General features: G+C 64.6%; 13 protein-coding genes. 3 read left to right on the top strand and 10 right to left on the bottom strand.

The window, feature by feature from the left end:
* Positions 1–71 precede the first annotated feature (71 nt).
* Positions 72–1,895, top strand: coding sequence for a phosphogluconate dehydratase (gene edd, locus AC0L2X_RS12350; RefSeq protein ID WP_473559512.1), 1,824 nt, complete (start codon positions 72–74; stop codon positions 1,893–1,895).
* A gap of 103 nt (positions 1,896–1,998) precedes the next feature.
* Here edd and AC0L2X_RS12345 read toward each other — a convergent pair whose 3' ends face one another.
* From AC0L2X_RS12345 to AC0L2X_RS12330, 4 genes are all read right to left on the bottom strand, one after another.
* Positions 1,999–3,666, bottom strand: coding sequence for a vWA domain-containing protein (locus AC0L2X_RS12345; RefSeq protein ID WP_473559510.1), 1,668 nt, complete (start codon positions 3,664–3,666; stop codon positions 1,999–2,001).
* Positions 3,667–3,776: 110 nt separating this feature from the next.
* The gene (locus AC0L2X_RS12340; protein WP_473559508.1) at positions 3,777–4,775 is read right to left on the bottom strand and encodes a GlxA family transcriptional regulator; all 999 of its coding nucleotides are present in this window, start codon (positions 4,773–4,775) and stop codon (positions 3,777–3,779) included.
* Between the two features lie 16 nt (positions 4,776–4,791).
* Positions 4,792–5,691 (bottom strand): bifunctional methylenetetrahydrofolate dehydrogenase/methenyltetrahydrofolate cyclohydrolase FolD, encoded by a 900-nt coding sequence (gene folD / locus AC0L2X_RS12335; protein WP_473559506.1) that lies wholly within the window; start codon positions 5,689–5,691, stop codon positions 4,792–4,794.
* A 209-nt stretch (positions 5,692–5,900) separates the two neighbouring features.
* Positions 5,901–6,635, bottom strand: coding sequence for a hypothetical protein (locus tag AC0L2X_RS12330; protein ID WP_473559504.1), 735 nt, complete (start codon positions 6,633–6,635; stop codon positions 5,901–5,903).
* A 227-nt stretch (positions 6,636–6,862) separates the two neighbouring features.
* On the opposite strand from AC0L2X_RS12330, the gene proC reads away from it, so the two are divergent.
* On the top strand, positions 6,863–7,678 hold the full coding sequence (gene proC, locus AC0L2X_RS12325; RefSeq protein ID WP_352488299.1) for a pyrroline-5-carboxylate reductase: 816 nt from the start codon (positions 6,863–6,865) through the stop codon (positions 7,676–7,678).
* Positions 7,679–7,963: 285 nt separating this feature from the next.
* Here the strand turns inward: proC and AC0L2X_RS12320 are convergent, their stop codons facing one another.
* A complete protein-coding gene (locus tag AC0L2X_RS12320) occupies positions 7,964–9,280 on the bottom strand; it encodes an NAD(P)H-dependent oxidoreductase (RefSeq protein WP_473559502.1) in 1,317 nt (438 codons plus the stop codon).
* A gap of 97 nt (positions 9,281–9,377) precedes the next feature.
* Positions 9,378–13,211, bottom strand: a complete 3,834-nt coding sequence (locus AC0L2X_RS12315) for a caspase family protein (RefSeq protein WP_473559501.1) — start codon at positions 13,209–13,211, stop codon at positions 9,378–9,380.
* A gap of 251 nt (positions 13,212–13,462) precedes the next feature.
* Between AC0L2X_RS12315 and AC0L2X_RS12310 the strand changes: the two genes are divergently transcribed.
* The gene (locus tag AC0L2X_RS12310; protein WP_352488295.1) at positions 13,463–14,344 is read left to right on the top strand and encodes a YihY/virulence factor BrkB family protein; all 882 of its coding nucleotides are present in this window, start codon (positions 13,463–13,465) and stop codon (positions 14,342–14,344) included.
* 114 nt (positions 14,345–14,458) lie between these two features.
* Here AC0L2X_RS12310 and AC0L2X_RS12305 read toward each other — a convergent pair whose 3' ends face one another.
* The 4 genes from AC0L2X_RS12305 to AC0L2X_RS12290 all read right to left on the bottom strand — a co-directional run bounded on the left by AC0L2X_RS12305 (position 14,459) and on the right by AC0L2X_RS12290 (position 19,896).
* The gene (locus AC0L2X_RS12305; RefSeq protein ID WP_352488293.1) at positions 14,459–15,220 is read right to left on the bottom strand and encodes a glutamine amidotransferase; all 762 of its coding nucleotides are present in this window, start codon (positions 15,218–15,220) and stop codon (positions 14,459–14,461) included.
* Between the two features lie 83 nt (positions 15,221–15,303).
* Positions 15,304–16,305 carry a rhamnose ABC transporter substrate-binding protein gene (locus AC0L2X_RS12300; RefSeq protein WP_352488291.1) on the bottom strand — a complete coding sequence of 334 codons (1,002 nt, stop codon included), beginning with the start codon at positions 16,303–16,305 and terminating at the stop codon, positions 15,304–15,306.
* A gap of 46 nt (positions 16,306–16,351) precedes the next feature.
* On the bottom strand, positions 16,352–17,341 hold the full coding sequence (locus AC0L2X_RS12295) for an ABC transporter permease (RefSeq protein WP_473599830.1): 990 nt from the start codon (positions 17,339–17,341) through the stop codon (positions 16,352–16,354).
* The gene (locus tag AC0L2X_RS12290; protein WP_473559496.1) at positions 17,338–19,896 is read right to left on the bottom strand and encodes an ATP-binding cassette domain-containing protein; all 2,559 of its coding nucleotides are present in this window, start codon (positions 19,894–19,896) and stop codon (positions 17,338–17,340) included. Before AC0L2X_RS12290 ends, AC0L2X_RS12295 begins: the two co-directional genes overlap by 4 nt.
* Positions 19,897–20,076: the final 180 nt, after the last annotated feature.

Below are 20,076 nucleotides of genomic sequence, written 5' to 3'. Positions count from 1 at the left end.
TCAACTTGGCTGCAGGTCCCGGCAACAGCCGGAAGGTGTTTGCGGGACCTCGCCTGAAAGGACCGACCGCCATGACCGCAAGACGCGACATCGAAGCCATCACCCAGCGCATCCGTGAGCGCTCCAAGCCCGGTCGCGAGGCCTATCTCGGCCGCATCGCCGAAGCCTCGAACCGCACCGCCAACCGGGCCGTGCTGTCCTGCGGCAACCTGGCCCACGGCTTTGCCGTCTGCAGCCCTTCCGAAAAGATAGCGCTTGGCGGCGACCGGGTGCCGAACCTCGGCATCATCACCTCCTATAACGACATGCTGTCGGCGCATCAGCCTTTCGAGACATTTCCGGCGCTGATCAAGGACGCGGCGCGTGAGGCCGGCGGCATCGCCCAGGTGGCCGGCGGCGTGCCGGCGATGTGCGACGGCGTCACCCAGGGCCAGCCCGGAATGGAGCTGTCGCTGTTTTCGCGCGACGTGATCGCCATGGCCGCGGCGATCGGCCTGTCGCACAACATGTTCGACGCCGCCGTCTATCTCGGCGTCTGCGACAAGATCGTGCCGGGGCTGGTGATCGCGGCGCTGACCTTCGGCCATCTGCCGGCGGTCTTCATCCCGGCCGGGCCGATGACGACCGGCATTCCGAACGACGAAAAAGCCAAGATCCGCCAGCTCTATGCCGAGGGCAAGGTGGGGCGGGCCGAACTGCTCGAAGCCGAATCAAAATCCTATCACGGGCCGGGAACCTGCACTTTCTACGGCACCGCCAATTCCAACCAGATGCTGATGGAGATCATGGGCCTGCACACGCCTGGCGCTTCCTTTGTCAATCCCGGCACGCCGCTGCGCGACGCGCTGACCAGGGAAGCGACGAAGCGGGCGCTGGCGATCACCGCGCTCGGCAACGCCTACACGCCGGTCGGGCGGATGATCGACGAGCGCTCGATCGTCAACGGCATCGCCGGCCTGCACGCCACCGGCGGTTCGACCAACCACACCATCCACCTCATCGCCATGGCAGCGGCGGCCGGCATCGCCATTACCTGGCAGGATATTTCCGACATCTCGGAAGCGGTGCCGCTGCTGGCGCGGGTCTATCCGAACGGCCTTGCCGATGTGAACCACTTCCACGCCGCCGGCGGGCTCGGCTTCCTGATCCGCGAACTGCTCGACGCAGGCATCCTGCACGAGGATGTGCAGACGGTGTGGGGCGAAGGGCTGCGCCCCTACGCGGTCGAGGCCAAGCTCGGCGCCGACGGCGGTGTCGTGCGCGAGGCCTCGCCGCGCCAGAGCGGCGACGAGAAGGTGCTGGCGCCGTTCAAGAAGGCGTTCCAGCCGAGCGGCGGGCTGAAAGTGCTTTCAGGCAATCTCGGCCACGCCGTCATCAAGACATCCGCGGTCAAGCCGGAGCGGCGCATCATCGAGGCGCCGGCCAAGGTGTTCGACAGCCAGCAAGGGCTGAACGAGGCGTTCAAGGCGGGGTCGCTGACCGGCGACTTCATCGCCGTCATTCGGTTCCAGGGACCGAAGGCCAATGGCATGCCGGAATTGCACAGGCTGACCACCGTGCTCGGCATCCTGCAGGACCGCGGCCAGCATGTGGCGCTAGTCACCGACGGGCGCATGTCGGGCGCTTCAGGCAAGGTGCCGGCGGCGATCCACGTGACGCCGGAAGCGGCGGAGGACGGGCCGATCGCCAGGATCCATGACGGCGATATCGTCAGGCTCGACGCGGAGGCCGGGACGCTCGAAGTACTGGTGCCGGCCGGCGATTTCGCACTGCGCCGCCCCGCGGACAGCGACCTCATAGGCAATGAATTCGGCTTCGGCCGCGAGCTTTTCGCCGGGTTCCGGCAGTTGGTAGGCCGCGCCGACCATGGCGCCAGCGCGTTCGGTACGGCGTGACTTTTCGGCCAGGAGGAAGCGGCCGATGGCTGGTCTCCCTCTTTGTTTCTGCGCAATTCCGGACGGAAAACCGTTCCACACTTTTCCTGGAATTGCTCTGGATCTATTGAACCGTCAGCTCGGCTCGCGCGCCGGCCCTGACCGTTACCGTGCCTTCTTTCGAGCTGTTGTCCGATTTCTCCGAAACCACCGCATAGTCGCCGGCCGACAGGGTGGCTTCATACTTCTGGTCATAGGCGTAGCCGACCGACTTGCGGGTTCCGTCGATGGCCTTCCTGGCCTCGAATATCTCGATCTTCGAAGCCCCTGGCGCGGTTATCGTCAGCATACCGGCGTTCATCGCGATCTTCAGATCCTGATGGTCGCCAACCTTCAAGCTGAAGGGCTGCTCGGCCACTGCAAGGTCGACGGTCGCGACCATTACATAATCGTCGGGCGGCAGATCGAACTTGCTGTCCGGACCGTAGGCATAAGTCACCTCCTGCCTGGTTCCGTCGACCTGCTTTTTCGCCTGGAGCACCTTGAAACCGACGCCGGAACCCTCGGCCTTGTCGCCGCCGGCAGCATAATAGGCGTTGGCGACGATACGCCCGACGCCGACGATGATGTCCTTGTCGATGACCCTGCCAGCGGCAAGCGGGATCGTCTCGGAAACCATGCCCTGGCCGATCGTGACCGTCACCTTCTGGTCACCGGCAGGCAGCACGACTTTCGTGTCGCCGTAGTAGGTCGGCGGGGTATCGACGCCGGGATAGCCGATTACGACAGCCGCGCCGTCATCAACGTCCGCTCCTTCGCTTGGCCTGGGGTGGATGACCAGCGTGCCGGCATTCAGGTTGAAGTGCGGCTTGGCGACCTGGCCAGGCTCTATCTTGATCTTCTGTTCGGCCCTGGCCTCGCCGGCACGCGCGACGACGATATAGTCGCCCGGCTCCAGATTGCCCTTGTAGGTGCCATATTCGGTCGTGACGGGATCGCCACGCGTGCCGTCGGAATTCGCCTTATAGATCTCCCAGGCATTGCCGTCGGTGACGGGATCGCCACCCTCGGCAAGCACGACGGTGGGCACGAAATTGGGCTCCGCCGGCTGGGCAGGCGCCGGCTGGGGAGCAGGCTGCGGGGCGGGAGCCGGTTCAGTGACGGGTGGCGGGGGCGCGACGGTCTCGACGAGGGCATCGTGCAATGCCTTTTCATCCGATGCTTCGACATATTTGCCGCCGGTGTTGTCGGCGAGGCAAGCGACCTGCTTGCCTTCGGCAGCCGTCAGCCCAAAGCCGACGACATTGACGGTGAAGTCGACGCCGGCAGCCTCCAGTTCCTTGCCCAGCGCACAGGGGTCGCCATTGCATGTCTCGATGCCATCGGTGATGAGAACGACCGTCGCCTTGTCCTCGGTGTATTTCAATGCCTCCGCCGCTTGCCTGACCGCGGCGGTCAGCGGCGTCTTGCCCTGAAATTTCAGGCTGTCGGCCGCGGCTGAGATCGCACTTGCCGAGCCGGCCTGTGGTGGCACGATGAGTTCGATGTCGTCGCAACTGGCCTTCTCGCGATGGCCATAGGCCATGAGGCCGATTTCCTCGTCGGCCGGGACCGATTGCAGCACGTTCCGCAGCGATTGACGGGCGATTTCGAGCTTGGGCTTGCCGTCGATCTGCGCCCACATCGAGCCGGAGGCATCGAGAACGACGATGACGCGATCGGCGGCGAAGCCTAACCCCGTCATCCACATCAGCAGGGCTGCCGCAGCGGCGCTCCGCACGAATCCCGCCATCCAATATCTCCCCGTCAGTCGCCGCCGCTCGGCGCCGGAAAGCTATTTGACGCTGCGTCGCGACACAAGCCCGGGCGGAGCACGAAGCTCCGACGACTCTGCAAAAACCTTCAATAGGTCGTGCGGCGTTCCTCGGAAGGCGGCCGGCCGAATTGCAGCCGGTAGCTCTGGGCAAAATAGGAATGCGAGGTGAAGCCGGTGGCGATTGCCACGTCGAGGATCGGCATGTTGGTCTGGCGCAGCAATTCGCGCGCCCGCTCGAGTCTGAGCCGCATGTAATAACGCCCGGGCGTCACGCTGAGATGGCGCAGGAACAGGCGCTCGACCTGGCGCACCGACAGGCCCGCCGACTTGGCGAGCTGTACCGCCGACAGCGGCTCGTCGAGATGGTCGGCCATCAGCTCGACGATGCGCCGCAGCTTTTCCGACTTGCCGGTCAGGTCGCGCTCCGGGCCGACGCGCTGGCGGTCCCCGGCCGAGCGGATGCGCTCATGCTGGAACTGGTTGGCGACGCCATTGGAGAGGCTCGAGCCGAAATCGCCGCGCACGATCTCCAGCATCAGGTCGATCGAGGTGGTGCCGCCGGCGCAGGTGTAGCGCTTGCGGTCGATCTCGAAGACGTTGCCGGTGCAGTTGATCTCCGGAAAGCGCTCGAGGAAACCGGCGCGGTTTTCCCAATGGATGGTGCAGCGATAGCCATCGAGCTGGCCTGCCTCGGCAAGCAGATAGGAGCCGACCGACAGCGCGCCGAGCGCATTGCCGCGCCGGCCCCAGCTGCGCAGCGCTGCCAGCACCTTGCTCTTGCCGGGAAATTCCGTCGTCAGCCCGACCGAGACGAACAGGATGTCGACCGGCGGCAGATCGGCAACGGCGTAGTCGATCTTGAGCGGCAGGCCGTTGGACGCCATGACGGCATCGCCGTCGGCCGACACCGTCGTCCAGCCATAGAAATCGCGGCCGAGCAGCCGGTTCGCCGACCGGAACGTGTCTATTGCCGCCGCCAGCGAGAACATGGAGAACTTATCGACCAGCAGAAACCCGAACTGCCGGCCGCCCTGAACGGGATCATTGGTGACCGGCCGCTCTAAGGGAACAGTGAGGTTCGGCAAGGACGCTGCTCTCTGGTCAGAAGGAAGGCCGTTTCAACCCGGCTGCGAGGTAGGCGGAAGCTAGCGTGTTGGCCATCAGCATGGCAATGGTCATCGGCCCGACGCCGCCAGGCACCGGCGTGATGGCGCCGGCCGCCTTCGCTGCTTCGGCAAAGGCGACATCGCCGACGAGGCGGGTCTTGCCTTCGCCCTTTTCGGGTGCGGCGATACGGTTGATGCCGACGTCAATGACGGTGGCGCCAGGCTTGACCCAGTCGCCGCGGACCATTTCAGGCCGGCCGACGGCTGCGACCAGAATATCGGCGGTGCGGGCAAGCGCCGGCAGGTCCCTGGTGCGGCTGTGTGCGATGGTAACGGTGCAGTTGGCGGCAAGCAGAAGATTGGCCATCGGTTTGCCGACGATGTTCGAACGCCCGACGACGACCGCATTGAGACCGGACAGGTCCTTGCCGCGCACGCGTTCGATCAGCAGCATCGAGCCGGCCGGCGTGCAAGGCACGAAGGCGGTCTCGAGTTCGCCGGTGCCGAGCTTGCCGACATTGATGAAATGGAAGCCGTCGACATCCTTCTCCGGCGCTATTGCCTGGATGATCTTGCCGGCATCGACATGGCCGGGAAGCGGAAGCTGCACCAGGATGCCGTTGATGGCCGGATCGGCATTGAGCTCGCCGATGATCTTCAACAGGTCCGGCTCGGAGGTTTCGGCCGGCAGCGTGTGCTGAACCGAATGGAAGCCGCATTCCTTGGCGGTGCGGGATTTGGAGGCGACATAGACCTGGCTCGCCGGATCCTCGCCGACGATGACCACGGCGAGACCGGCCTGCCGTCCGCCCTTTTCCGCCAGTTCGGCGGTCAGGGCCTTGACCCGCCGCACCACGTCTTCGGCGACGCTTTTTCCGTCAATCAACTCAGCCATGAACCACCCTCGACGCCTATCGCGTAAGCCTGCCGCGTGAAAGCATCCATGCGGCGCGCTCCAGATATCTTTTATGCAGGCCGTTGCCCAGAACCATGCGCAGGCGGGCGGACATGCAGCGCGGCATTTTCACGAAAATCGAGCCGGGCAATCCCGTCAATGCGCCGTCCCATGCCGTTAACTCGAAACCGGCATGTTTTATTCGACGCTTAGAAATAGCGGCGGCGCGTGCGGTTTTCGGTCAGCTCGCGAACGACCTCGCGGAATTCGCGCAGGCTGGCGCGGATTTCCTCGATCTGGCTTTGCTGATCGGCGGCTTCCGAGGCCTGATTTGCCGCCTTCGACCAGGCTTGAGTATGGGCCGAATGCGGCGTGGGTTGCTGCGGATAAGGTGCCCGACCGGCATAAAGCGGCTGCGGGTGGAACGCAGGCGGCATGGCTGCGCCGGAATTTGTCGCGGCGGAAGTCTCACCGGACGCCATCTCCTCCGGCGCTCTGCCAGGCATGAGCCGGCTCAAAGCCGACAACACGGCACCGATCGGACCAGGACGTTTGGTGCGCGCGACCTCGACCGGCAGAGCGGGAGGCGGCGCTGCCCGGTATGCTGCGTGATCGGCGGAAAGGGCATCGGGGCCGCCAAGGGAGCCAGCGGGATCGAAAAACCGATCGGCCGTTGCAGCCTCTTCCATCAGCATGGTGCCGGCCTTTGGCTCATCAGGATCGGGCTGGCTGATACCGGCGGCTGCCAACAGGATCGGGCTGGCACGCGCTTCGCGGCGCGAGCGGGCGAGACGATGGCGTGTGGGGGCATCCTCGCGCCATGACGGGCCTGCACGGTCCTCTAGCGAAACCAGCGACGCTTCGTCCCCGTCGCGCGCTGCCTCGACGAACGACAGCAGGGACTGCTCGTTCCTCCAGTGTTCATGATTATTCCTATAAGCCATGGTTTCTGGAGCTTTCCCCTCGGGCTGGGACGTAGCGACCGCCACTGGTTAAGCGATGCTAAACAGGCATAGGAAATAAAAGGTTAATTTGGTCGCCGCGCGGCTGCGCGACTACATGTGCATCCCAACCGCAAAGGTCCGGGTTTCCGCCTGATCACGGTCCCAACAGGGCTTCCCCGCCCTGCCGCGAACGTCTATGGGGAAGCCATCTCTATGGGAGGCTTTCGATGACGATCAGGCTTGTTCTCGCCGGTTGCGGCAATATGGGCTACGCCATGCTCTCGGGCTGGCTGAAAGCCGGCAAGCTCGCTCCGGCTGCGGTGTTCGTGGTCGAGCCGAATGCCGAGTTGCGTAAGCGTGCCGAAGCGCTGGGCTGCTCTGCTGCCGCGGATGCCGGTGCCATCCCGGCGGACGCCGTGCCCGCCCTCATCGTCCTTGCGGTCAAGCCACAGGTGATCCGCGACGTGACCGCCGGCTACATCCGCTTCAACGATGGCCGAACCACTTTCCTCAGCATCGCCGCCGGGACGCCGGTCGCCACGTTCGAAGGCATTCTCGGCGACCGCGCACCGATCGTGCGCTGCATGCCCAACACGCCGGCGGCGATCGGCAAGGGCATGATGGTGGTGTTTTCCAACAGCCTGGTTTCCGAGGACACCAAACGCCTTGTCGCCGACCTGCTTTCGGCGAGCGGGCAAGTGGCCGACATCGACGACGAAGGCCTGATGGACGCGGTGACGGCAGTCTCCGGATCGGGGCCGGCGTATATCTTCCATTTCATCGAAGCGCTGACGGTGGCCGCCGAGAAGGCCGGCCTGCCTGGCAAGGTCGCAAAGCTCCTGGCCATGCAGACGGTCTACGGCGCCGCATCGCTGGCCGCCGAAAGCGGCGAGGAGCCGGGCGTGCTCAGACAGCAGGTGACCAGCCCCAACGGCACCACGGCTGCCGCCCTTGCGGTGCTGATGGGCGAGGACCGGCTGACGCAACTGCTCACCGAAGCGGTGGAAGCGGCGCGGCTGCGCTCGATCGAGCTGGGGAAGTAGGGGGCGGGGCTGGAAGCCGTCGGCGGAAGGCCGATCATGCGTTTCAGTGGCAATGGCCACCTGGAGAAAAGCCGCTAAGCAGCGATCCTTCGCGCCCCCCTCTGTCCTGCCGGACATCTCCCCCACGAGGGGGGAGATTGGCAGGTTGGGCGCTTCGCTCACGAACTGCGATGTTGGAGATTGGCGAAAGCCGGCATGACGTCCGATCTCCCCCCATGTGGGGGAGATGTCCGGCAGGACAGAGAGGGGCGCTGTCCCGCCGACGTCAAAGTTTCTGCACCCCACCTACCCCGCCCCATACAGCATCTCGTCCTGCAGCCGGCGCAAGGCGAATAGCCTGGTCGTCGGGTCGGGCGCGGCATTGTCGGCGGTGAGCAATTCGCCTTTCCTCACCGGTTTCAGCACCTTGCCGCCTTCGAGCAGACCGACGGGCACGGCGTGGTGAGCGCGGGCCTCCTCGATCGTCATGGTCCAGGAGCGGTAGCAGGTCTCGCCGATCGCGTCGAACGTCTCGCCTGCCGCCAGATCCCGCTTGGCCACGGCGCAGACCTCGGCCACCGGCCGCGGCAGCGGCACCATGTCGGGCTTGCCGTAAAGCGCGATGCGAGCGGCCGTCAGCGGCACTTCAAGCGAGGTCAGATGGTAGGGCCTGAAGAAGCTGTAATAGGGGCCGTGGCCGATATGCAGATCGTTCATGCGCTCGATGATGCGCGGATGCGTCGCCTCGACGATGACGAAGACACCGGGCGCCACGCCCTTGCCGACGGTGTAGTCCACGACGCCCTTCTTCGACAGGATGCCGCCCTGCTCGCGCGGGATCAGCACCTTGACCAGCTCGTCGCGATCGGCCTTGGGACCGTGCATGCCGGGAACGTCGGGCACCAGCCCGGTGGCGTTGGCAATGGCGCACATCTCGACCATGGTTTTCGAGCCGTCGACGAACTCGACCAGCATGCGCGGGTTCATGTTTCGGCGCAGCGCTTCCGCGCGGTAGTCGTCGGGAACGGCGTCGTGGTTGAGCGGGTTGTTCTTGCCCTTGCCCGCGGAGACGATGGTGTAGCCGAGCGCCGAGGCGAACTCGATCAGCTCCATGCAGCTCGACGGCTCGTCGCCGGCACCGACCGAATAGACGACGCCGAGCCGGTCCGCCTGCTGCTTCAGATAGCAGCCGATGGTGACGTCGGCCTCGACATTCATCATCACCAGATGCTTGCCGTGCTGCATCGCCATCAGGTCGAAATCGGCGGCGACGCCGGGCTTGCCGGTAGCATCGATGACGACGTCGATAAGCGGATTGGTGACCAGCATTTCGTTCGAGGTAATTGCGATCTTGCCGCTTTCAATCGCCTGGCTGACCTTCGAAGCGCTGTCCGCTTCGGCTGCCATCGCCTCGTCGCCATAGGCGATGCGGATGGCGTCACGCGCCGTATGCGGCCGGCGGGTCGAGATCGCGCAAACCGAAATGCCCGGCATCAGCATGCCTTGCGTCACCAGGTCGGTGCCCATCTCGCCCGAACCGATAACGCCGATGCGCACCGGGCGGCCTTCCGCGGCACGCTTGGCAAGATCGCGGGCAAGCCCGGTCAATGCGACATTGGTCATACTGGAACGTCCACTGCTTTTTGATTTGAAGCGGGAATAGCAGGGAACGGCAACCCATTGCCAATCGAAACCGGCCGCGGCCGCCTTTTCCTGTGCGCTATTGCAATTCGGCCAGCAAGGCTTGTGCCTCGGCAAGGTTCTTGGCGGAGCCGGCGGCAAGGTCGTCCATTTTTCGCTCCCTGAAGACGACAAGTGCGTGCTGGCAGACGGCGATCGCTTCCTCGGCCATTGCCTTCTGCTTGCGGGCAGCACCCAGATCGGTAAGCACGTCGCACAGGCTGTCCTCGGTGAAGGCGATGCCCGGCACCGAACCGATCTTCTTCTGCACGGCGATGGCCTCGCGCAGGATCGGCACCGCCTCCTCGAATTTGGCGACATTGTTTTCGGCACGGCCGGCGAGCGTCAGCTGATAGCCGATCTCGTTTTGCAGGCTCGCCCAGCGGTCGGGATCGCGGTCGCGGCCGACCTCGTCTGCCAGCGCCCGGTTGACGGCGACCGCCTCGGCGAACAGAGCCGGCGAAGGCTCTTTCGCGCCGATCATGCCAAGCACATTGGCCAGGCTTGCCTGCGTGCTGGCCCAGGGTTCGGGGGCGCGGTCGCGCGTGCGCACGCTCTGGATCGAGCGATAGATGCCGGCCGAGCGCTGCAGCAGGGCGACGTCGTCGCGCCAGTAGCCCAGCGTCGACAGCGCACTGGCCAGATTGGCCTGGTTGCGCAGCCATTCGTCGGCATCCCTGTCGCGGCTCATCACCGTCAGTGCCGCCTCATAGGCGTGGACCGATTTGGCCATGGCGTCCGGCTCGGAACTGGCGTTTGCCTGCATCATGCGGGCATTGCCGAGGTCGCCTTCGACCGAAGCCCAGAGCGAGCGGTCGGGCAGCGTGGCATAGACGGCCAGCGCCTTTTCATGCGCGGCGGCCGCCTTCTGGTAGAGCGATGGGTCATTGGCGCTGCCAGCAAGGTAGTAATAGGCGCTGCCGAGTTCGTTCTGCAGCTGGGCGTGGTCTTCCGGCACCGTGGCGAGGTCGTAGAAGGGCAGCGCCGCTTCGAGCGCCGTCGCCGACTGGCGGAACGCTTCGCCGTCCTGCGTCCGGTCGCCCAGCACCAGGAGCACGTGGCCGAGGCCCCATTGCGTTGCCGCCCAGGCGTCAGGATCGGCGTCGCGGCTCTGCACCTCGAGCGCCGCGCGATAGGCCGCCGCCGAGCGCTTGAGCGCCTCGTCCGAACCGCCATTGGCCTTGCCGAGCATGGAAAGCGCTGCGCCCAGCCGGTACTGCGTCTTCGCCCAGTCCTTCGGGGCGCTCTGCTTGCTTCGCACGGTGAGCGCTGCATCATAAGCGGCGACCGCCCCTTCGAGCACCGCTTTGTCGCGGGCGCGGTCGCCCCAGGTCGACGAAGTGTTGCCGAGACTGTGCTCGATCGAAGCAAACTCGATTGGAGCAGCGGTGGCGGTATAGATCTGCGAGGCCTCGCGATAGGCGGACGCCGACTTCCGGAGATAGTCGATGCCGGTGTCCCGCTCGCCAAGCGTCGCATAGACCGAGCCCAGATTCTGCTTCAGCGAGGCCCAGTCGAGCGGCAGCTTTTCGCGCGGATATTCAGAAAGTGCGGCCTCATAGGCAGTGATCGCCTTGAGCAGCGCGTCGTTGCCGTCCTGCCTGGCGCCCAGGCGCTGCAAGGCATTGCCAAGCGTCAACTGGCCGTTCGCCCAGCTCGCCGGCGCACGCTCGCGCGTCCAGACCGTCAGTGCCGCCTCTGCCGCCTCCCGAGCGCGTTGCAGCGTGGCGATGTCGCCATTGATCTGACCGATCGATTCCAGCGCCGAGCTCAAATTGTTCTGGATCGTCGCCCATTGCGCCGGGGCGCGCTCGCGCGTCATTTCCTCGGTGGCAGCCTGATAGGCGGCCACCGCCTGCTCAAGCGTCGGCACGTCTTTTTCACGCTCGCCAAGGCGAAACAAGGCCGCGCCGAGATTGACCTGGCTCAACGCCCAGTCGAGCGGGACACGCTCCCTGCGGTATTCGGTCAGCGCGGCGCGATGCGCTTCGATCGAAGCGCGGAAACTGTCGGTCGTGGCCTGGCGCTCGCCGATCTCGGATAGCACGATGCCGAGATTATTCTCAGTCGCCGCCCATTCGAGCGGCATTTTTTTCGCCGCTTGCACCGCGAGCGCCGCGCGAAAGGAGGCGACCGCCTTGTCGAGCAGTGCGGTACCATTCTCGCGCTGGCCGAGCCGCCAATAGACGGTGCCGAGATTGCCAAGCGTCGAGGCCCAGTCGTCCGGATCGGCGTCGCGTGTGTAGACGCTCAGCGCCTGGTCGAAGGCGGCAGCCGCCCTGTCGAGGTTTTCGCGACCGGCCTCGCGTTCGCCCAGCGTCGAGAGTGTGGTGGCGAGATTGTTTTGCGTGGCCGCCCATTGCCGCGGACTGTTTTCGCGCGACACATAGGTCAGCGCCTTTTCATAGGCAGCGACCGCCTGCGCCAGAAAGGCGTTGTCGCCAGAGAAAGAACCGTGCGCGGAGAGCGCCTGGGCCTCGGCTGCCTTGTAGAACCAGGCTTCATGGTCGTCCCATTTCTCGACCTGCTCATAGGCCTTGGCATAGTCCTGGGCTGCCGCCTGATAGCTGAAGGAAATTTCGTAGGTTTTGGCGCTGTCGCCGAAGACCTCAGCAAACTCGAAACGACGCGCCTTGAGGTCGGCTTCGGCCTGGTCGACGGTCTTTGACAGTTCGCCAACGCGGGCCTTGGCCTGTTCATGGATTTTCTGCGCTGCTTCGAGTGCGCCTTCCTGCACCGCCTGCTCGGCCAGTCTTGAAAGCCGCACGATTTCCGGATCCTGGCTCTTCAGCGTCGCCTGCTCGGCCAGCACCTGTTTCAGCCGCTCGGTCTGGCCACGCAGCAATTGGTCGAGTTCGGCCGCGCCCCTGGGTGTCTCGGTGCCCAGCGTCTTCAACATGGCGTAGAGCGCGTCCATCGGTACGCCGCCATCGCGGGCGATCGTCTCGATCTGGCGGCGTTGCGGGTCGGGCAACGTCGAGATCGTCACCAGCAGCCGGCGGCGCTCGCTGAGGATCTCGCCCTCCTCGCCTTTCGGCACCTCGGCGGGCGTACCGAAATAGAGCAGCCGGCGCAGGCTCTCATTGACCCACGGCCGCTGCCGGCCGCCGGTCTTGAGATAGACCTCCTCGCCGATCATGCGCAGCACGGTGCCGAATTCCTCGCCGCCCATCGTGTCGATGTGACGCAAAATGGCTGCCGCATAGGGGCTGTTGCCATCGGCGGGACCGTCGAGGGCCACCTTGCCGGGCTCGGCGGCAAAACCGATGACCTGGCCCAGGCTGTCATCGGCCGAACCCTTGGCCGGCGCGCTGCCGTTCAGCGCCACGACGCTGCGCGTTTCGCCGAGGCCGCCGGCGCCGATCGGCTTGCCCGCTTCACCCGGCTCGAGTTTCAAAAGCGTGCCCGGTGGAAACGGATCGTTGCGGCAGGCATCGAGCAGCACGATGGTGACCGGCACCTTGGCCTTCAGCTCGGCCACGATCGACGACAGCGGCACCAGATTCTCGCCGGCATCGTCGAGCGCTGTAATGTCGGCATCGACCGGCACCAGGAAATTCTCGCCGCCGGCTTCGATGCCGTGGCCGGAATAGTAGATAATGGCGACGTCGGCACCCTCGGCATCGTCGACGAAGCCTTCGAGGTCACGCCGCAATTTGCGCGCGTCGCGATTGGTCGCGACATCGGTTTCGAAGCCGAGCCTGTCGAACATCTCCTCGATGGCGCGGGCGTCGTTTTCCGGATTGGGCAGCTTGCCGACGTGCTCATAGTCGGACTGCCCGATGACGAGCGCGACGCCTTTCAGCGCCTTCGGCTCTTCAGCCCGCGCAGGAACCAGCGCGCACAAAAGTGCAAGCAGCGCGGCAAACGCCACGCTTATGCGCCCCGTTGCCCCTGGAAACAGCATCGTCGCCCACCCCAAACCCAGCGCGCCATCTTCCGCAACGGCATGGCATCATGATGGCCGGCGCGTGGCAAGTGTTCGGGCAAGAGGTGTTCTTGTCGTGGGGACGGGAGGCAGGAATGTCATGCTGTTCCACGCCCCCTCCTGTCCCGCCGGCCTCTCGCCCCTCGCCCAGCGCTGCGCCGCCGCTACTTGTTTGTTGACAGGCATGCGAGGCCCACATGTGGATTTTGGCAGCAGAGGGCTGGAGGCTTCTCAAGCAGAGCGTCCTCGGCTTCATTGATGACAATGCGCTGAGCCATGGGGCGGCGATAGCGTTTTATGCCACGACCTCGCTCGCGCCGATCCTGCTCATCATTGTCGCTATCGCCGGCATGGCCTTCGGGCACGAGGCGGCGCAACTCGCGCTTTCGGCACAGATCGCCGGCCTGATGGGGCCGCAAAGTGCCGAGCTGCTGCAGGCGACGATCGAAAACGCTTCGCAGAAGGAAGCGGGAACCGTTGCCAGCATTCTGGGGCTGGTCACGCTGTTCGTTGCCGCATCCGGCGTGTTCGGCGAGATGCAGCTGGCGCTGAACGAAATCTGGAAAGTCAAACCGAGCGGGGCAACGATTTCACGGCTGGTCCGGGCACGCATTGCAAGCCTGGGCCTGGTCGCCGCCCTCGGCTTTCTGCTCTTGGTGTCGCTGGTTGTGAGCGCCGTGATTTCGGCGCTCGGAGACATCATCAACGCCTATCTGCCGTTCGGCACCATCATCCTGAGCGCCATCAACGGGATCGTGTCGTTTGCCCTGATCACGCTGCTGTTTGCCGCGATCTACAAGGTGCTGCCCGACCGCAGCCTGCAATGGCGCGATGTCGGCATCGGCGCGGTGGTCACCGGGTTTCTGTTCACCATCGGCAAGTCGCTGATTGGCTGGTATATCGGAACCAGCGCCATCTCATCATCATACGGCGCGGCCGGCGCCCTGCTCGTCGTGCTGTTATGGGTCTATTATTCGGCGGAGATATTTCTGCTGGGCGCCGAATTCACGCGAGCCTATTCGGTTCGACACGGCAGCCGGTCCGATTTGAAGAACAAGGTGGAATCGCATCACAAATGAATTCACGCCGATATTCGACCTGGCCGGTAAGGTGGTGCTGGTCACCGGCGCCTCGCGAGGCAGCGGAGGCAGCGGCAGGCGGACTGCACCGATCAAACCTAGTGTCCAGCTTTCTCATTCATTGCCGGCGAGCCAACGGACCATGTTCGCCATCAGTCTTCCGTAGAACGGCCATCCGAGGAAATCCTGCGAGAGCCAATGCGGGCCGATATCGGTTGCCCAGGCAATCGTGCGGCCGCGGCCATGGCTGCCGACGGCAAGGAGCGGCCAGTCGGTGCCGCGATGGTGGCAGGTCGCCAGAAGCCGGGACGAACTGTCGCGCCTGAATTCCAGCTTGTTCATGCCGAGAATCGGCGGCAACGGCCCCTCCACCCCGGAAAAAATCGGATGTGACGACTGCAGGATGGAGGCCTGCAGTCCTTGCGGCACCTCCATGCCGTCGCAGTAGGGCAGGCAACGGACCGGCAGAACGTCCTCGACCGGGGTGTCGTGGAAACGCGCTGTCCCGAACATGCCCTGAAAGCCCATATAGCCGCCGGCCAGCATCAGACCGCCGCCAGCTTCGACATAGGCTTTGAGCAGATCGAGGCGGTTGACGCCGACACGCCCGGCGCGGGCATCCGGCGTCACCAGCAATGTCAGGGCGCCGACATCGGAGATCACCACCGCCTGATATTGGGCGAGCCCATCGAGGTCATAGGGAAACTCCGCGCTGCAACGCTCGCCGCCGATCTGCGTGACGGCGATGCCTTCAGTGGCCAGCGCGGCATTGAAGGCCGTTGCACCATTTGTCGAGGCCGCACTTGTAAGCACATCACTACCGATGGCGACCGAGGTCGTCGCCGCAAAGGTTTCGCCTGCAAGCAATATCTTCATTGCCGTCCGCACTGTTTTCATTCGAGAGGTTTTAGGAAGGGCGCCGGATGGACCGGCGCCCCTAGAATTCAAGATCTATAGGATCAGAACTTGAACTCGGCCAGATTTTCGGGGGTCACGATCTTGGCCGGACCAAGGATCAGTTCGCCGCCGGCGCCAATCGTGTATTCGCCGAGCCTGCCTGCCGTGAACTTCTCACCCTCCTTGCCGGTGATCTTGCACTGCGCAAGCGCCTGGGCCGTCTGATAGGTAAGGTAGCCAAGATCGGTGACGTTCCACCAGATATCCTGAGCCGCCCCGTCCTTGATGTATTTCGAGATCAGAGTGGCCGGCGCGAGGCCGGTCAGCTTGACCTTGCCGATCATGCCCGCCTCCTCGAGTGCTCGCGCGGCCGCCGGAAGGCCGATGCCAGCCGGGACGATGATCACCTTGAGATCCGGAAACGCCTGGACCAGCGCCAACGCCTGTTGCTGGTTGATTTGTTCGCTTTCTTCGCCATAGGCCACCTGCACCAGCTTCATCTTGGAGAACTTCGGCTCGGCCGCCATCTTCGCCTTCATGAAGTCGATCCAGGCGTTCTGGTTGGTTGCCGTCGGCGTCGACGACAGGATCGCGAATTCGCCTTCACCGCCGCTGAGGGCGAATGCACTTTCCAGCATCATCTCGGCGAGACTGTCGCCCTTCACCTGATTGACAAATGCCGCGCGGGCATCGGCGGCCACATCGGAGTCATACGAAATCACCCTGACGCCCTGCTGAACGGCGCGCTTCAGCGCAGGCGCAACGGCATTGGCGTCGTTGCCGGCGATTGCGATGACCCCGACCTTCTGCGACACGAGGCTGTTGATGAATTCGATCTGCGCCTCGGCGGTCGCCTGCGATGGGGCGACCTGGGTAGCGGTGCCGCCAATTTCCTTGGCTGCCTCTTGTGCGCCTCCGAAGGCCACTTTGAAGTAGGGGTCTGTGTCGAGCTTGGGCAGGAAACCGACCGTTACGGGTTCCTTGGCGCACTCCTGGCTGAAGGCCAGCGACGTTGGCGCAAGCAGAACCGCGGATGCGAGCAGGGCTAATCTAAACGCTTTCATTGTGACTCCTCCGTCAAAATTCGGGCTTGAAGGAAGGGGCCCGAGATCACCCCTTTGTCTCGCGCATTGCGCGGGATCTGCTGAGCATCTCCTGTGTGGAGCGCCAGTAATTGCCGACCAGCAGCGAGCCGATCAGAAGCAGGCCGATAATCATGCCCTGCGCGTCGCCACCGATCTGGTTCAGCGCCAGCACGTTGCGGATGATGGCGATCAGGACCAGTGCCAGCATGACGCCGGTCAGGCGGCCCTTGCCGCCAAAGACGCTGACGCCGCCAAGCAGCACGATGGTGATGACGTCGAGCTCCATGCCGAGCGCATTGTTGGCGCGGGCGTTGGAAAGGCGCGCGGTATAGACGATGCCGGCTATCGCCGCGACGACGCCCGAGACGACGAACAGGTTCAGCACCATCCGGCGCGTGTTTATGCCGGAATAGCGCGCCACTTCAGGGCTGCCGCCGAGCGCGTAGATGCGCTTGCCGGTCGGCGTCTTCTGCAGCACGACCGCAAAAACCGGCGCCAGCACCAGGAAGGGGACGATGGTCCACGGTATCTCGGTGCCAGGCAGGCTGTTGATGCCGAAATCGACGACCGCGGGCGGCAGGATGTTGACCGAGCCGGTGCCGAGCAGGATGTAGCCAATGCCTCTATAGAGCGCCATGGTGCCGAGCGTCACAACCAACGACTGCAGTCCAAGGCCCGAGACCAGATAGCCGTTGAAAGCACCGAGCAGGCCGCCGATGGCGAGCGTCAGCGGGATTGCGGCAAGCGTCGGCACACCGGCCTGGACCAGCAAGCCAAAGACGACGGAGGTCAGCGCCAGCACCGAGGCGATCGACAGGTCGATCTCGCGGGTGATGATGAGCAGCGTCATCGGCAGGATCAGCAATGCCTTTTCCGAGGCGCTGGCGGCGAGCTGCGAGAGATTGAAGCCGGAAACGAAATTCGGCACGAAGATCGCGGCATAGAGGAAGATGGCCAGGCAAGAGGTCGCCAACAGCAGATCCCAGAAGTCGATCGAACGGAGGAACTTTTTCACCGCGCCCTCGCCTGTCTTGCCTGCTCGGCGCGCCGCACGATGAAGGTGTCGATGCCGATGGCGACCAGGATAACCAGACCGTAGACGCCCTGCAGCCACAGCGGATCGACGCGCACCAGCGTCAGCCCGTTCTTGATGACGAGCAGCGTGAGGGCTCCAAGGATGATACCGAGCAGCGTGCCCGAACCACCGCGGATGGCGACGCCACCGACCACCGCCGACGCGATCACCGTGAGTTCGAAGCCGAGCGCGACGCGGGCGTCGATGGTCGCATAGCGCGATGCCCACAGCGCGCCGCACAGGCCGCCGAGCAGGCCGGCCATGCCAAAGGCCAGCAGGATGCGCCGGTCGACGGGGATGCCGATGAGACGCGCGCCGTCGGGATTGGAGCCGGCGGCGAACAATTCGCGCCCGATGGCGGTGCGATAGAGCAGCACGTAGCCCAAGCAGAGGATGACGACCGCAATGACGACGATCAGCGGCACGTCGGCGATCTTCAGGCCGGTCATGTCGAGCCAGGCTTGCGTGACTTCGTCGGCGCTGATCTGGTCGCCGGCTGCCCAGATCGAGTTGAAGCCACGGAAGATCGACATCGAGGCCAGCGTGACGACGATCGCCGGGATCTTTCCCCTGGTGACGACGAGGCCGTTGATCAGGCCGGCGACGCCACCGACGGCGCATGCGGTTATCAGGCCGATGCCGATGTCGAGCCCCGGATAGGCCTGGACCATGCTGGCCGCCATGTAAGCCGACAGGCCGATCACCGCTGCGATCGAAAGGTCGATGTTGCGGGTGATCAGCACCAGCATCTGCGCGAGTGCTGCAACGACGAGCAGGGCGGCATCCATCGACACGGCGGTCAGGTTTGCAGCGCTCACCATGCGCGGGTTGATGATGGTGACCGGGATGGCGACCGCCAGCATCGCGGCGAGCAGGCCGAACTCCCGCCGCTTCAGTATGTCGAGCGGTCCTTTTCTTGTCTCCTGGCCGGCGGCCTGTGCCGCCGCATCGGCGCCTTGGCCGGCCTTGGTCGCTGCTTCCAGCACCTTTTCCTGAGTGGCTTCGCCCCTGGTGAATTCGGCCGTCCGATGGCCTTCGCGCAGGACGATGATGCGGTCGCACATGCCGATGAGCTCGGGCATTTCGGAGGAGATCAGGATGATCGCCATGCCCTGCCCGGCAAGGTCGGCGATCATCGCATGCACTTCAGCCTTGGTGCCGACATCGATACCTTGCGTCGGCTCGTCGAGGATGAGGACGCGCGGCTCGGTGCGCAGCCATTTGGCCAACACCACCTTCTGCTGGTTGCCGCCCGACAGTTCCTTCACCGGCTGCGCGTAGCCGGAAAAGCGAAGCTTCATGCGCTTCAACCAGTCCGAAATCAGTCCGATCGCGCGGTTCGTGCCGTAGACGCCGGAGCGGGCTGCCTTGTCGAGGACTGGCAGCACGGCGTTGTCGAGGATGGAAAAATCCATCACCAGGCTCTGGCCCATGCGGTCTTCCGAGACATAGGCGATACGCGCATCCATGGCGTCGCGTGCCGATGCGAAGCGCACAGCCTCGCCGTCGATCAGGATTTCGCCGGCATCGGGCCGGTCGATGCCGAACAGCACGCGCGCGATCTCGGTCCGCCCGCTGCCGACCAGGCCGCCGAGCCCGAGCACCTCGCCGGCATGGAGCTTGAGGTCGATATTGGAAAAGCCGCCGGCGTGCGAAAGCCCCCTCGCCTCCAGCACGAGTGCGCCGGCGGCGTGGTTTCGCTGCGGATAGAGGTCGGTCACCTCGCGGCCGACCATCATGCCGATGGCGGCGGCGCGGCCAAGCTCGGCCTTCGGCTTGACACCAATGAGACGCCCGTCGCGCAGCACCGCGATGCGGTCGGCGATGCGGAAAATCTCGTCCATGCGGTGGCCGACGAACATCATCGCCACGCCGTGCAGCCGCAGGTCGGCGACGACAGTGAACAGCCGCTCGACCTCGCGCTGCGACAGGGCGGCCGTCGGCTCGTCCATGATCAGCACCCGCGCGTCGAGCGACAGGGCGCGGGCGATCTCGACCAGTTGCTGTTCGGAGGTGCGCAACGTTCCGAGCCGGGTTTCGGCCGGCACGTCGAGGCCGACTGTCGCCAGCACCCTGCGCGCGCCGGCAAGCATGGCGGCGTTGTCGATACCGCCGAAGCGGTCGCGCGGCATATGGCCGAGATAGATGTTTTCCGCCACCGAAAGATCCGGGAAAAGACCGGGATGCTGGTGCATGACCGAGATGCCGGCAGCCTGGGCGTCGTGCGGCGAATGAAAGACCACAGGCTTGCCATCGACTTCGACATGGCCGCCGGTCGGGAGATACACGCCGGCCAGCAGTTTTACGCAGGTGCTCTTGCCGGCGCCGTTTTCGCCAAGCAGAGCCAGCACCTCGCCTGAGCGCAATTCGAAGGACGCGTCCTTGAGGGCAATCGTGCCGCCGAAGGCTTTTGTCGCCTGAACCAGGGCAACGGGGACAGCCGCGTCGCTCTTCACCATGGCATCGGCTTCGCCTAATGCGCCCAAGTGCAGCACCTTTCCTCCATAGTCCTTTTTTTCAATTTGCTATATTAAATGGCTGAATGCCGCAACTGGAAAATTGACTTCCATGGCCGCGAAGGGCACTGTCGCGTCGCGCACGGGTGCGATTGGAGTGCTCGACCCCGCGGCAGCCTCAACGCTGCAAGCGACTGGAGTGGCTCTGCGGGAATGAAT

This window comes from Mesorhizobium sp. WSM4828 (assembly GCF_055811175.1).
The sequence above is the reverse complement of the archived record's forward strand: the minus strand, read 5'-3'. Positions and strand labels throughout refer to the sequence as shown.